The sequence below is a fragment of the Argonema antarcticum A004/B2 genome (genome assembly GCF_023333585.1).
Lineage (GTDB): Bacteria > Cyanobacteriota > Cyanobacteriia > Cyanobacteriales > Aerosakkonemataceae > Argonema > Argonema antarcticum.
On record NZ_JAIQZN010000001.1, the window covers coordinates 188,664 to 199,966 of the forward strand.

An 11,303-nucleotide genomic window follows, 5' to 3' on the forward strand; every position below is an offset into this window, starting at 1 on the left:
GATGAAAGCCCTCTTAGATACTCATGCCTTTCTTTGGTATTTGCTTGGCGATCCAAATTTAGGTGCTAAAGCGAAAGAAGCGATCGATACTAAAACAGGTTTGTATTTTAGTATTGCCAGCCTTTGGGAAATCTCCATTAAAATCAATGTCGGTAAGCTTCAACTGAATCGGCCATTTCAAGACCTGCGAAAGGAATTGCAATACATTAACGCTCAACTCTTACCGATTACGTTTGAAGATACAGAAACTTATCTAAGTCTGCCATTGAATCATCGAGATCCGTTCGATCGCATTCTGGTAGCACAGGCAATAAATCATTCCCTTGTTTTAATTAGTCGCGATCCGGCTTTTGATGCTTATCCAATTCAGCGGTTGTGGTCATAAGGAAAGCAAAATGAAGTTTTAGATGATATACGATGCAATGATGGAGTATGGAGGATGAAATGGTCGTTACACTACAACTGCGTCAAATAGATGTTCAACCAGGGCAATACTTGACATTGCGCGATATTAGTTGGGCAGAGTTTGAAGCAATTATAAACGAAATTGGAGAACATCGCGCTGCACGAATTGCTTACTATCAAGGGGTGCTGGAAATTCGGATACCGTTACCAGAACATGAAGTTAACAAAGAACTAATCGGCGACATGGTTAAGTTGCTACTTGATGAGTTAGAAATGGACTGGGAGCCTTACGGCTCGACAACATTTAAACGTGCAGAAATGTCAGCAGGTATAGAACCAGATACCTGTTTTTACATCCAAAATGCTCGCCGAATGATCGGAAAGCGACGGCTTAATCTGTCAGTTGACCCACCGCCAGATTTAGCAATTGAAATAGACGTAACTTCAAAAACGCAACTTTCGGCTTATGTAGCGTTATGTGTGCCGGAAATTTGGTGTTATGGTAATGGCAAATTGCAAGTATTCCTGTTACGTGAAAGCGAATACGTGCAGGTAGAAAGTAGCCCCACATTTGCTAATTTGCCTGTGATTGAAGGAATTGTGCAATTTCTGAAATTGAGCGAAACAGAGGGAGCTAGTGCGGCACGAAAAGCGTTTCGGCAATGGGTGCGTGAAGCTTTGATTTTACCGAAATAGATATGATAAGATAATATCTTATTGTAGCAAACACCAACTAAAATACTAATAAAAAAAGCTACTTCTTTATGAACATTACAGACATAAAAACAGCGGTGACGCAACTCTCACAAGATGAACTGGCAGAATTTGTCGAATGGCTCAACAAGTTCCAAGAGTCTCAGTGGGATAAACAAATTGAAAAAGATAAAACTAAAGAAGAAATTATCAAAGATTTCCGTCAAGCTTGGCATGAAGCAATGAATGGACAAACCATTCCTGTTGCCAAAATTTGGGAAGGACTTGATGATGTCTGAGCAACCGTTTATTCAAGTTGAAGCCGCACCAACCTTCAACCGAAATTTACGCACCCTTGCCAAGAAATATCGCAGTATTCGCAGTGATATACAACCCCTAATCGAACAACTTGAACGGGGAGAATTACCGGGAGATCAAATATCTGGGATTGCGGATGAAGTCTTTAAACTGAGAATCAGAAATAGCGATATTCAAAAAGGTAAAAGTGGTGGCTACCGTCTAATTTACTATGTCAAAACTGCAAAAGGTATCGTTCTGCTGACCGTTTATACCAAATCTGAACAAGTAGATATTGCAGGGGATGAAATTAAGTATATTATTTCAGAGTATGAACAACGTGCGGTTGAAAATGAATAAGATTAATATATATAGTTGAAGCTTTGGATGTTCACTCATTCAAGTCTATCTGATTAACTACATCCAAAGGTATGTCTAACGCCTCTGCAATTTGCTCGTCGCTTAAGCCAAACTCCCGTAATTTATCAATTGTTTCAATCTTAGTTTGATTATTGCTTTGCTGCAAATCGGGAGTTTCAGGATCGCTTTTTTCTGGGGTAGGAGTCGAGGAAGCAGAGCAACTGTTAATGTAACCAATATTTATAATGCTTTGGGGACTTTTATTACCAATTCTATTAGCAATTATATTCTGATTTATTTGCCGTTCTAATACAGATTCAAGATTACTTTTCTTAACTTGTTCCCCAAAGACATCAGATAACATTTGCAAAAGTTCGTGACTGGCTTTTTTAACGTGCTGTGCGCTATAACCATAAGTTTCTGAAACATCAGCATACTTTTGACCCTTCAATATTCCAGCTATAATCCTCCGTTGCAAGTCATTGAGATGTTTGTCTGTCTTGGCGTAGACAGCTTCATCAACAAATTGCAATATCTGAGGAACGTCCATAGGTGGGTAAATGAGACAGCTATGGTTACTATAACCAACTTTTTCCCACTTTTTGCAACTTTTTTTGCTGAGAATCCCAATTATTTATCCCAATTTGAGAAAGATCCAACTTTTTCCAACTTTTTGGCCTTTTCAGATGTGGTGCGGCAGAGCTAGCATTATGGAAAGCTTTACCGTACATAGCACCATCTGTTATGCCCTTGGTGGATGTTATGCCGCAACTGGGGCAGGGTTCATTTACTTCCGGATGAAGAGTACGCCATCTGGAATAGCTTTACAAGTCTGTAAGGAGCAAGTGTCATGGGTACTAAATTTAAGAGAAGAATTCTCTCAATTGACGGTGGTGGTATCCGGGGTATTATCCCTGCGATCGTTCTCAACTACATTGAAGAGCGCACAGGAAAACGAATAGCAACAATGTTTGATTTAATTGCAGGCACTTCAACAGGAGGAATTTTAGCACTGGGTTTAACTAGAAAGAATTCAGACTCTAGCATCAATAAGGAGCCAGAGTACACAGCTGTCGAACTTGTAAATTTCTATCGCCAACATGGAAAAAAGATTTTTACAGAGCAGTTTCCCACGGATATAGATGATTTGATACAACCCAAGATAAACCCAAAAGGTCTGCAAGAAGTTTTAACAGCGCTTCTAGGTGAAGCTAAGGTTGAAGACGCAATAAAAGAAATTTTTATCACGAGTTATGATATCGAACTGAGAGCACCAGTTTTTTTTACAAGCAATCGGGAAGCAGAGGACACCAATAGTTTTGATAGCCGCAAAATATGTACGGGATTCAAAATGGTTGAGGCAGCAAGGGCAACTTCTGCTGCACCGACATTCTTTCCGCCGTACAAACTCGAAACAGGAAGACATCGTACTTCAGAGGGATATTACGCTTTGATAGACGGCGGAGTTTTTGCAAATAATCCTGCCTCACTTGCAATGATGGAGGCGATGATTTCTTACAAGAGAAGAAATCCTGGTGAAGAACTACAACGTACTGATATCCTTGTTGTTTCTTTGGGTACTGGCTCACTAACTACACCATATAAGTATAGAGATGTGAAAAATTGGGGACAACTCAAATGGGGACTTCCCTTACTTAGCGTTGTTCTAGATAGTCAAAGCGAAGCTGTTGCTTATCAGCTTAGTAAGTTAATGGTGACTAGAGGAGAGAACAGAAACTACTACCGTTTTCAACTTGCATTGAGTAGCGACCATAATCACGATCAGCTGGATAATGCAGATCCTAGTAATATCGATTACCTAGAGATGCGAGGTAAAAAGCTGATTGAGGAGGATCGGGAAACGTTGAATGAGTTGTGTGAGCTTTTGAAGCAGGACTACTGACATATATTCTGGTTAAGCTTCTACTAAGAACGGTGATAATGCGTAAGTCGTGATTAAGTAAACATTGGTAGCCTTCCCATTGAGCGATCGCAGGATAAATCGAAAGGGTCTACCTATACCACTACCTAATGACCAATTTAGGTGCAGAGAAAGGAGAATGCGATCGCTGGCTATCTATCACTTTGCACGGTTAGCCAAGCGCGATGTTGTCAGCATTCTGTTAAAATGAAGACGACTGAAAGAGGCAATTCTTATGGCTATTCGTGACATCACGATCGCCAAATTGCAGCAACTTTCCGAACCACTTTTGCAGGAAGTAGTGGGCAGCGCCCACCTCTACCGCTATTTGCCAATGACTATAGCTTGTCCATTAATAGCTGTAGGTAGAGCCCCTAAAACCTTTGGTATCAGAGGCGTCAGATCCGCCAAGCGGTTAGATGATGCCTGCAAAACAATCACCGCTATGTCAAATTCTGGTAAATTCTGCTGAAATGATAGGTTGCGGTCAACTGTGATGAAAATATCAAATTCTGCCGCCGCCAAAGCAAGAAGCTGTCCATTTTTTGTGCCTGCCCATCCCATCTGTGAAACTGTTTTCACCTCGTAACCCACAAACTCTTTGGCAAGTTTGCGATCGATGCACTCATCTAGAAGAAGCTTCATCCTATGCCACCATGCTGATAAGTTGTTTTCCAACCTCTTCCAATAATGCGATAACTTGATCCTTAGTTACCGTCGGAAATCCATCGATAAAATCATCAATTGACTCTCCCGCCTTCAAATAGTCAAAGAGTGTCTGCACCGGAACTCTTGTGTTAGAAAAAACCGGAGTGCCACCCATAATTTCAGGAGATGTGCTAATAACAGGGGAGTTTTTAAGCATGGTCTTTCATCTTTCTAGTCTAGTATCTATAGTTTATCAAACTCTGCAAAACTTAGTGTGCTAGAGGCGATCGCTTTTCGCAGCAAATACCAAGGAGAGGTGCTTGCTGCGAAAAGCGATCGTCTTTTGATCGCAATTCACCCCTCTTTATTCCTGAGATATGATAGAGACGACTTCTAGAAACTTTTCTATGAGCATCAGTCTCACTTCTGAACAAGAACGCTTTATTCAAAGCAAGCTGCAAGCTGGGAAATACCGATCGGCCCAAGAAATCCTGGAAATTGCCTTGCGATTGCTGGATGAATACGATCGGGCCGATACCGCAGCAGTTAAAGAACGAATTCGTAGCAAACATTATGTTTTTGACCCTACATGATTGAAACCGTTTACATCGAAACTAGCATAATCGGGTATCTGACTATCAGACCGAACAATAATTTAATTCTGATGGCTAACTCAGAAGCTACGCGAGAATGGTGGGATACTCGCCGCCATCAGTTCGATCTTTACATTTCGGAAGTGGTTTTGGATGAGGTAGCAAGGGGCGATGTAGAAATAGCAAACAGGCGACTTGAAATTTTGCAGGACTTTCCACTGCTCACTGTTAATGAATCCGTCCAAAATTTAGCAGCGCAATTTCTTGCCAAGAGCAATCTTCCACCTAAAGCTGCCGATGATGCACTCCATATTGCAGTGGCTACGGTTTACAGTTTGGACTATCTGTTAACATGGAACTGTAAGCATATTGCCAATGCTCAGATTCAAAAAAAACTGTTGCAAATCAGTAATGATGCTGGATACGAACTACCAACTATTTGTACGCCCTACGAGCTAATGGGAGAGTAAAAATGTGGAAGGATGAAGTGCTTGAAGAGATTTACAGAATTAGGGAAGAACACGCTAAGTCTTTCAACTACGATTTACAGGCAATTTGCGATGATTTGCGGAAGAAAGAAGCTGAAAGTGGAAGGCAACTCATTTCAAAACCTCTTAAACAGCGCCGTCAGCAACCAAATCAATCAATGTCTCCAACTAGCTAAAAGTTATCTGCTAGGTGCGATCGCTTTTCGATCGCAATTCTCCCCTACTTTATTTGTGAGAATGGTTTCGCATTTAGGTAGCGTGATAGACTTAAGACTAGAAAAGTCAAAAAGGAGAAATTATGACTACCGATACTGCTTTATGGAAAGTCGTTCTTAATATGCCAGATGCTCTCAAGAAAGAACTTTTGCATTATGCAGAATATTTGCTTGAAAAGTATCCAAATGCTCAAGAAAATACCAAAAAATCCGAAGAAATTCCTCAAAAACCTCGTTTAGCGGGTTCCATGAAAGGAACTTTTGTTTTGCCTCTGCCAGATGATTTTGATGAACCACTGGAAGATTTTGAGGAATATATGTAATGGATTCTATTTTGTTGGATACCCATGTTTTTATTTGGTTAGCAGAGGATGATTCAAACTTACCTGTTTCTATCCGAGATATAATCGAAAATACAGAGCGCGTTTTTGTCAGTATTGCGAGTTTTTGGGAAATATCAATCAAGATTAAGATAGGTAAAATTTCTTTACTATCTGACTTTAATGACATAGAATCTAGCTTTGAATCTACAAGATTTAAGCTATTGCCAATTTCGTTAAAAGATACAATACAGCTTTGTAATCTCCCCTTGCATCATAAAGATCCTTTCGATCGCATTCTGGTAGCACAGGCGATGAATAATTCTCTAGTTTTAATTAGTCGTGATGTTGCTTTTGATGCTTATCCAGTTCGGCGAATGTGGTTATGAATAAGCGGTAGCTACGGTTTACAGCTTGGACTATTTGTTAACATGGAACTGTAGATATATTGGTAATGCAAGTATAAGACCAGATAGCATTTGGCCCAACTTTAAGAATCATATCTTTGGGAGTAAACATTTCCCAATATGGTAAACCAGAATCATCCTCAATTTCTGGGATAAGTATCAACTCATATCCATTAGAGAAACCCATATTAAAACCTAACTCTGGAGTGGGTACAAACCAACTAATATGATTATTTTCGATCGCTTTAATTTTTTGTCGAATATTTTCCGCATCTTCCTCAGAAGTAACAATGGTTTCTCCTTCCGATTTAAGCTTCCAAGGATTTCCTCGCGTTCCTACTATCCACTCTCCTTTTTCTTTACCAACCATCGATTTTTGTGAGTAAGGAATTTTTGCGCCAATATGAAGGCTTAATTCATCTCCATAACTTAGGTTTGCTTTCCAACAGATTTGTAAGAAAACCTTCATTGAAATCTCTGCTATTTCTTTTATATCCGTTAATTTCCTTACTTCCCGAACTAAATTAGTAGTCATAAGTTTGATTTTAATTAACTAAATTATACCTAAAAACTCACCCGCTTTTTGTTGTAACTCTTGGTAAGTAAAATCACCAAGTTCATTTTTTGTCCCCCCGTTGCCTGCGGCTTTTTCTTCTTCTATAAAATCTCCAAAATCTCTTCTTTCTGATTCATTCATATTGAACTTTCTGGCAACTACTTCCACTTGCTGAATGTCTTTTTTCTTACCCACTTTAGTTTGCTATTAGCCTTTTAGACAAGGCAGGCATTGCCCACCCTACAATATTAACCCAGGTGCTTCAATCTTTACCGTAAAATTTCTACTCTATATTTTCCAAATCATCACCTAGCGAGGCATACTTACCGCTATCGGTTCAATTTTGGAAACTGCCACTGCAATAACTGTAAACGCCTCACCCTCTTCATTCAACATCTCTAAAACATAGCCATCTTCCTGCCCTTCTGGTCTAGGGCAATAATCTACTATAATTGCAGTAGCACCCTTTGCTAAATTGTATTCAGCAATATCTTCTTTTAAATCCACTTCCAAAAACATTTCCAATTGCATAATTCACCTCTTTTTAGTTAATTTGCCTCATATTAAGTAGTAACAACCCGTGTTTAACCTTGTGATCGAGATTTAGGTTTGGCTTTCACTACAATTTCCACATCTCGACCTAAAGCATTCAAGAAGCGGAACAACTCTACTGTTGAAAAGTCTGATAACTTTCCGTTTATTAAATTGGTTACTTTTGGTCGATCGATTCCTAAAAGCTCTGCTGCTTCAGCCTGTGTTATCTCTTTTTTAGTAATAATGCTGCCAATCTTACGCGCAAGTTCAGCTTTCACGAGCAACTCATCTGAGTTTTCTAGCCCCAAATCGGCAAACACATTACCGCTACTTGCTTGCACTTTGATTTCCTGAGTCATTCTTTTCCCCCTTATACTGCTTTTTGTAGTTTTCTGCGTGATGTTCTTTTGCTCTTTTAAGCCGTTTTTCAATCAATTCTATATCCTGTTTTGGCGTAGCAATGCCTTGCTTTGATTTCTTTTGAAAGGCGTGCAAGACATAAATTACGCCTGCAAATTTTACAGTGTAAACAGATCGGTAAGTATCTCCATCAAAGTCTTCCACGACCTCAAGCACTCCCGCACCCTTGAATCCTTTGAGAGGCTTGGCTGAGGGATGCTTTTCACCACATTGAGCCAAGTACAAGGCATAGCCTGCGACTTGCTGAACCTCCTCTGGGAACTCTCTCAAATCGTCAAGTGAACTCCCAACCCACTCAACCACTTTTAACGATGAACTCATCCCTTAAATATGGTATTTTTGGCATATTTTGCACAAGATAAGGTGGGCATTGCCCACCCTACAATATTAACCCAATTGGTTCAATCTCTCGCGCAAAATTTCCGCTTGCTTCTCCGCTTCCGCCAACGCATCTCTAGCAGCTTGTACCACTTCCGGCGCAGCTTTATCCACAAAATTAGGATTGGTTAATCGCCCAGAAATCGATTTAATTTCCGTTTCGACTTTGGTTAATTTTTTCTGCAATTTGGCTCTTAAAGCTGCCTCATCTACGATACCAGCAAGGGGAATTAAAACTTGCACAGTACCAACTACACTCGCGATATTTTGGCCAATTTCTGCATCCAAATTAGGAGTAATGGTCAGATTCTCGACCTTAGCTAAGGTTTGAATATAACTCTCGCCAGATGTGAGTATTTGCCGTTCTCTGTCGCTTTCACTTTGTAAGATTGCGGTTACTTTCGCACCCGGTTTAATATCCACTTCAGCGCGGAGATTTCGCAAAGTGCGAATCGTGTTAATTAGCAAATCGAAATCTTGTTCTAACTCAGGATTAATCAGCGCTATATTTGCTTTCGGAAAAGCTTGCAACGCCAATGATTTATCATCGCCAGATTGGGTGAGAGTATGCCAAATTTCCTCAGTAATATGGGGCATGAAAGGATGCAGTAATTTTAATGTTCCTTCCAATACAAAAGCAATTGTTTGTTGGGCAACTTTTTTAGAATTAGCGCCCCCCTGATTCCCCCCAACGAGGGGGGACGAAAGAGGATTAAGACTTTTATTTGCTGCATCTTTTTGCAGGCGAGACTTCACTAATTCGATGTACCAATCGCAGAAATCACCCCAAAAGAACTCATACAAACCTTTGCCAGCTTCTCCCAAACTGTAACTTTCGATATACTTGCCAGTTTGTTGCACAACCTGATTATACCGGGATAGAATCCAACGGTCTGACAATTCGAGATGTTCTGTTGCTGCTTCGCCTAATTGCTGCGGTGTTTGTTCCTCCAAATTCATCATCGCAAATCGAGAAGCATTCCACAATTTATTAGTGAAATTGCGGGAAGCTTCTACCGCCGATGATTCGCCAGTTTTGCGGTTATATCCCTCCATGCGGATATCTTGACCCGCACCAGCTACTTGCTTGACCAAAGTATAGCGCAAAGCATCTGTACCGTATTTATCAATTAACTCCAACGGGTCGATGCCATTACCTTTCGTTTTCGACATCTTTTCGCCGTTTTCATCCAACACCAAACCGTGAATGTAAACGTCTTTGAAAGGCATTTTTCCGGTAAAATGTCCTGCCATCATCGTCATTCTGGCAACCCAGAAAAAGATGATGTCAAAACCAGTAACTAGAGTAGAAGTAGGATAGTAAAATTCCAAATCGCGAGTTTTTTCCGGCCAACCTAATGTAGAAAAAGGCCACAATCCAGAAGAAAACCAAGTATCCAACACATCTGGATCTTGTTTTAGCTCGAATGCCTTTTCCCCATTAAATAGAGCTTTTGCCTTTTCGCGGGCTTCCACCCCGCAACGCGCTACCACAAATGGCGTACTATCAGTTATTTCCCCATTTGTTTCGCTAACAACATACCAAGCGGGGATTTGATGACCCCACCACAACTGACGAGAAATACACCAATCTTTTAATTTGACTAACCAATCGCGATAGACTTTAGTCCAGCGATGAGGTACAAATTCCGGCGAGTTTTTCTCATCCAAGAATTGTAGCGCTTGGTCAGCCATTGGACGAATTTTGACGAACCATTGAGTAGAGAGAAGAGGTTCGATCGCAACTTTACCGCGATCGCTATAAGGTACAGTATGCTTATAATCCTCAATCTTGACCAAAAACCCATCATTTTCAAGCCGCTGCACCACATTTTTCCGCGCCACAAAACGGTCTTGACCTTGAAACAGCCCCGCATTTTCATTGAGCGAGCCGTCCTTATTCATAATATTGATAAACGGCAAATCGTGCCGCTTACCCATCTCAAAATCGTTCGGGTCGTGCGCTGGCGTCACCTTCACGCAACCAGTACCGAAACTGGGGTCAACCAACTCATCAGCAACGATCGGAATTTCCCGATTCATAATTGGCAGCATAACCGTTTTGCCAATCAGATGCTTGTAGCGATCGTCCTTGGGATTCACCGCCACCCCGGTATCCCCTAACATCGTTTCCGGTCGAGTTGTCGCCACTTCCAAATAACCAGAACCATCAGTCAGAGGATAGCGGAAATGCCAGAGATTCCCGTTCACCTCCTTATCATCTACCTCCAAATCAGAAACCGCCGACTGAGTAGCGGGACACCAATTCACCAAATAATTGCCACGATAAATCAACCCCTCATCGTAGAGTCGGACAAAAGCCTCCGCAACCGCATTCGATAAACCCTCATCCATCGTAAAGCGTTCCCGCGACCAATCAACCGAGATCCCCAAACGGCGCATCTGGTTGACAATTGAACCTCCAGAATTTTCCTTCCATAGCCAAGCCCGTTCTAGGAACTTCTCGCGTCCCAAATCAGCACGAGTTTTGCCCTCTTTTTCCAGTTCCCGTTCCAACATCACGTGAACTGCGATACTGGCGTGGTCAGTTCCCGGTATCCACAGAGTATTGCGTCCGGTCATGCGGTGATAGCGGACGACAATATCCATAATCGTTTGTCCCAAAGCGTGACCCATGTGCAAACTACCAGTCACGTTGGGTGGCGGAATGACCATGCTGTAAGGTTCGCCGCCGTTTTCTGGGTCAGCTTTGAAGCTTTGGTTTTCTTCCCAGAACTTTTGCCATTTGGCTTCGGTGGTAAAGGAGTCGTATTGGCTTGGTAGAGAGGGGGTGGTTGCAGTCATTGAGGAAAAACTATGGAAGTACAGGGGCTAAAACCCTTAGTGTACTTAAATTGTGCCACAGATCTGGCGATCGAGAAAGTTTGGGTCTTTTGGAATTATTAAGAATTTTGTTGTCCAAACCTAGCCAAAAGTTCCTCACGGGATAACTCCAGCAGCAAGGGGGTAAACTCCTCTGGCGGTAATGACAGTAGGCGATCGATAATAATTAAAAGCCGATCGTCCAACGAACCAAAGCGAACTCGCAGCAAGTTTTCGACTACTAA

Annotated in this window: 19 protein-coding genes; 10 read left to right on the forward strand and 9 right to left on the reverse strand. The window is 41.4% G+C overall.

Features of this window, described 5'->3' with window-relative positions; genetic code table 11:
* Window position 1 precedes the first annotated feature (1 nt).
* The 4 genes from LAY57_RS00935 (at window position 2) to LAY57_RS00950 (ending at window position 1,755) form a co-directional block, all read left to right on the forward strand.
* Window positions 2–385 carry a type II toxin-antitoxin system VapC family toxin gene (locus LAY57_RS00935; protein ID WP_249064392.1) on the forward strand — a complete coding sequence of 128 codons (384 nt, stop codon included), beginning with the start codon at window positions 2–4 and terminating at the stop codon, window positions 383–385.
* Window positions 386–444: 59 nt separating this feature from the next.
* Entirely contained in the window at window positions 445–1,101 is a 657-nt protein-coding gene (locus LAY57_RS00940; RefSeq protein WP_249064393.1) for a Uma2 family endonuclease, read from the forward strand.
* A 68-nt stretch (window positions 1,102–1,169) separates the two neighbouring features.
* Window positions 1,170–1,397 carry a hypothetical protein gene (locus LAY57_RS00945; protein WP_249064394.1) on the forward strand — a complete coding sequence of 76 codons (228 nt, stop codon included), beginning with the start codon at window positions 1,170–1,172 and terminating at the stop codon, window positions 1,395–1,397.
* Entirely contained in the window at window positions 1,387–1,755 is a 369-nt protein-coding gene (locus LAY57_RS00950; protein ID WP_338022334.1) for a type II toxin-antitoxin system RelE/ParE family toxin, read from the forward strand. Before LAY57_RS00945 ends, LAY57_RS00950 begins: the two co-directional genes overlap by 11 nt.
* Window positions 1,756–1,786: 31 nt before the next feature.
* Here the strand turns inward: LAY57_RS00950 and LAY57_RS00955 are convergent, their stop codons facing one another.
* Entirely contained in the window at window positions 1,787–2,305 is a 519-nt protein-coding gene (locus LAY57_RS00955; protein WP_249064395.1) for a helix-turn-helix domain-containing protein, read from the reverse strand.
* Between the two features lie 300 nt (window positions 2,306–2,605).
* Here LAY57_RS00955 and LAY57_RS00960 point away from each other — a divergent pair, with 300 nt between their 5' ends.
* Window positions 2,606–3,658, forward strand: a complete 1,053-nt coding sequence (locus LAY57_RS00960; protein WP_249064396.1) for a patatin-like phospholipase family protein — start codon at window positions 2,606–2,608, stop codon at window positions 3,656–3,658.
* Between the two features lie 342 nt (window positions 3,659–4,000).
* Here LAY57_RS00960 and LAY57_RS00965 read toward each other — a convergent pair whose 3' ends face one another.
* Both LAY57_RS00965 and LAY57_RS00970 read right to left on the reverse strand, forming a co-directional pair.
* Entirely contained in the window at window positions 4,001–4,321 is a 321-nt protein-coding gene (locus LAY57_RS00965) for a DUF5615 family PIN-like protein (RefSeq protein ID WP_249064397.1), read from the reverse strand.
* Window position 4,322: 1 nt separating this feature from the next.
* Entirely contained in the window at window positions 4,323–4,541 is a 219-nt protein-coding gene (locus LAY57_RS00970) for a DUF433 domain-containing protein (RefSeq protein WP_249064398.1), read from the reverse strand.
* 190 nt (window positions 4,542–4,731) lie between these two features.
* Here LAY57_RS00970 and LAY57_RS00975 point away from each other — a divergent pair, with 190 nt between their 5' ends.
* The 5 genes from LAY57_RS00975 to LAY57_RS00995 all read left to right on the forward strand — a co-directional run bounded on the left by LAY57_RS00975 (window position 4,732) and on the right by LAY57_RS00995 (window position 6,329).
* Complete coding sequence (locus LAY57_RS00975) at window positions 4,732–4,917, forward strand: ribbon-helix-helix domain-containing protein (protein ID WP_249064399.1); 186 nt, start codon at window positions 4,732–4,734, stop codon at window positions 4,915–4,917.
* Window positions 4,914–5,387 (forward strand): type II toxin-antitoxin system VapC family toxin, encoded by a 474-nt coding sequence (locus tag LAY57_RS00980; RefSeq protein WP_249064400.1) that lies wholly within the window; start codon window positions 4,914–4,916, stop codon window positions 5,385–5,387. The genes LAY57_RS00975 and LAY57_RS00980 overlap by 4 nt, the downstream gene beginning before the upstream one ends.
* Before the next feature lie 2 nt (window positions 5,388–5,389).
* On the forward strand, window positions 5,390–5,581 hold the full coding sequence (locus tag LAY57_RS00985) for a hypothetical protein (protein WP_249064401.1): 192 nt from the start codon (window positions 5,390–5,392) through the stop codon (window positions 5,579–5,581).
* Between the two features lie 122 nt (window positions 5,582–5,703).
* Window positions 5,704–5,943, forward strand: a complete 240-nt coding sequence (gene vapB / locus LAY57_RS00990; protein WP_249064402.1) for a type II toxin-antitoxin system VapB family antitoxin — start codon at window positions 5,704–5,706, stop codon at window positions 5,941–5,943.
* Complete coding sequence (locus LAY57_RS00995) at window positions 5,943–6,329, forward strand: type II toxin-antitoxin system VapC family toxin (RefSeq protein ID WP_249064403.1); 387 nt, start codon at window positions 5,943–5,945, stop codon at window positions 6,327–6,329. Before vapB ends, LAY57_RS00995 begins: the two co-directional genes overlap by 1 nt.
* 37 nt (window positions 6,330–6,366) lie before the next feature.
* Here LAY57_RS00995 and LAY57_RS01000 read toward each other — a convergent pair whose 3' ends face one another.
* The 6 genes from LAY57_RS01000 to LAY57_RS01025 form a co-directional block, all read right to left on the reverse strand.
* Complete coding sequence (locus LAY57_RS01000; protein ID WP_249064404.1) at window positions 6,367–6,882, reverse strand: hypothetical protein; 516 nt, start codon at window positions 6,880–6,882, stop codon at window positions 6,367–6,369.
* An 18-nt stretch (window positions 6,883–6,900) separates the two neighbouring features.
* Window positions 6,901–7,098 carry a hypothetical protein gene (locus LAY57_RS01005; RefSeq protein WP_249064405.1) on the reverse strand — a complete coding sequence of 66 codons (198 nt, stop codon included), beginning with the start codon at window positions 7,096–7,098 and terminating at the stop codon, window positions 6,901–6,903.
* Between the two features lie 114 nt (window positions 7,099–7,212).
* Window positions 7,213–7,434, reverse strand: coding sequence for a DUF4926 domain-containing protein (locus LAY57_RS01010; protein ID WP_249064406.1), 222 nt, complete (start codon window positions 7,432–7,434; stop codon window positions 7,213–7,215).
* A 53-nt stretch (window positions 7,435–7,487) separates the two neighbouring features.
* A complete protein-coding gene (locus LAY57_RS01015) occupies window positions 7,488–7,796 on the reverse strand; it encodes a helix-turn-helix domain-containing protein (protein ID WP_249064407.1) in 309 nt (102 codons plus the stop codon).
* A complete protein-coding gene (locus tag LAY57_RS01020) occupies window positions 7,765–8,178 on the reverse strand; it encodes a type II toxin-antitoxin system RelE/ParE family toxin (protein WP_249064408.1) in 414 nt (137 codons plus the stop codon). Before LAY57_RS01020 ends, LAY57_RS01015 begins: the two co-directional genes overlap by 32 nt.
* 66 nt (window positions 8,179–8,244) lie before the next feature.
* The gene (locus LAY57_RS01025; RefSeq protein WP_249064409.1) at window positions 8,245–11,040 is read right to left on the reverse strand and encodes a valine--tRNA ligase; all 2,796 of its coding nucleotides are present in this window, start codon (window positions 11,038–11,040) and stop codon (window positions 8,245–8,247) included.
* Window positions 11,041–11,303: the final 263 nt, after the last annotated feature.

Bases quoted from the DNA above. Each gene is read 5' to 3' on its own strand.
- LAY57_RS00955 (WP_249064395.1), bottom strand. From the start codon at position 2,305: ATGGACGTTCCTCAGATATTGCAATTTGTTGATGAAGCTGTCTACGCC.
- LAY57_RS00995 (WP_249064403.1), top strand. From the start codon at position 5,943: ATGGATTCTATTTTGTTGGATACCCATGTTTTTATTTGGTTAGCAGAG.
- LAY57_RS00945 (WP_249064394.1), top strand. From the start codon at position 1,170: ATGAACATTACAGACATAAAAACAGCGGTGACGCAACTCTCACAAGAT.
- LAY57_RS00940 (WP_249064393.1), top strand. From the start codon at position 445: ATGGTCGTTACACTACAACTGCGTCAAATAGATGTTCAACCAGGGCAA.
- LAY57_RS00980 (WP_249064400.1), top strand. From the start codon at position 4,914: ATGATTGAAACCGTTTACATCGAAACTAGCATAATCGGGTATCTGACT.
- LAY57_RS01000 (WP_249064404.1), bottom strand. From the start codon at position 6,882: ATGACTACTAATTTAGTTCGGGAAGTAAGGAAATTAACGGATATAAAA.
- LAY57_RS01020 (WP_249064408.1), bottom strand. From the start codon at position 8,178: ATGAGTTCATCGTTAAAAGTGGTTGAGTGGGTTGGGAGTTCACTTGAC.
- LAY57_RS00970 (WP_249064398.1), bottom strand. From the start codon at position 4,541: ATGCTTAAAAACTCCCCTGTTATTAGCACATCTCCTGAAATTATGGGT.
- LAY57_RS00965 (WP_249064397.1), bottom strand. From the start codon at position 4,321: ATGAAGCTTCTTCTAGATGAGTGCATCGATCGCAAACTTGCCAAAGAG.
- LAY57_RS01015 (WP_249064407.1), bottom strand. From the start codon at position 7,796: ATGACTCAGGAAATCAAAGTGCAAGCAAGTAGCGGTAATGTGTTTGCC.
- LAY57_RS01025 (WP_249064409.1), bottom strand. From the start codon at position 11,040: ATGACTGCAACCACCCCCTCTCTACCAAGCCAATACGACTCCTTTACC.
- LAY57_RS00985 (WP_249064401.1), top strand. From the start codon at position 5,390: ATGTGGAAGGATGAAGTGCTTGAAGAGATTTACAGAATTAGGGAAGAA.
- LAY57_RS01010 (WP_249064406.1), bottom strand. From the start codon at position 7,434: ATGCAATTGGAAATGTTTTTGGAAGTGGATTTAAAAGAAGATATTGCT.
- LAY57_RS00960 (WP_249064396.1), top strand. From the start codon at position 2,606: ATGGGTACTAAATTTAAGAGAAGAATTCTCTCAATTGACGGTGGTGGT.
- vapB (WP_249064402.1), top strand. From the start codon at position 5,704: ATGACTACCGATACTGCTTTATGGAAAGTCGTTCTTAATATGCCAGAT.
- LAY57_RS00950 (WP_338022334.1), top strand. From the start codon at position 1,387: ATGATGTCTGAGCAACCGTTTATTCAAGTTGAAGCCGCACCAACCTTC.
- LAY57_RS00975 (WP_249064399.1), top strand. From the start codon at position 4,732: ATGAGCATCAGTCTCACTTCTGAACAAGAACGCTTTATTCAAAGCAAG.
- LAY57_RS00935 (WP_249064392.1), top strand. From the start codon at position 2: ATGAAAGCCCTCTTAGATACTCATGCCTTTCTTTGGTATTTGCTTGGC.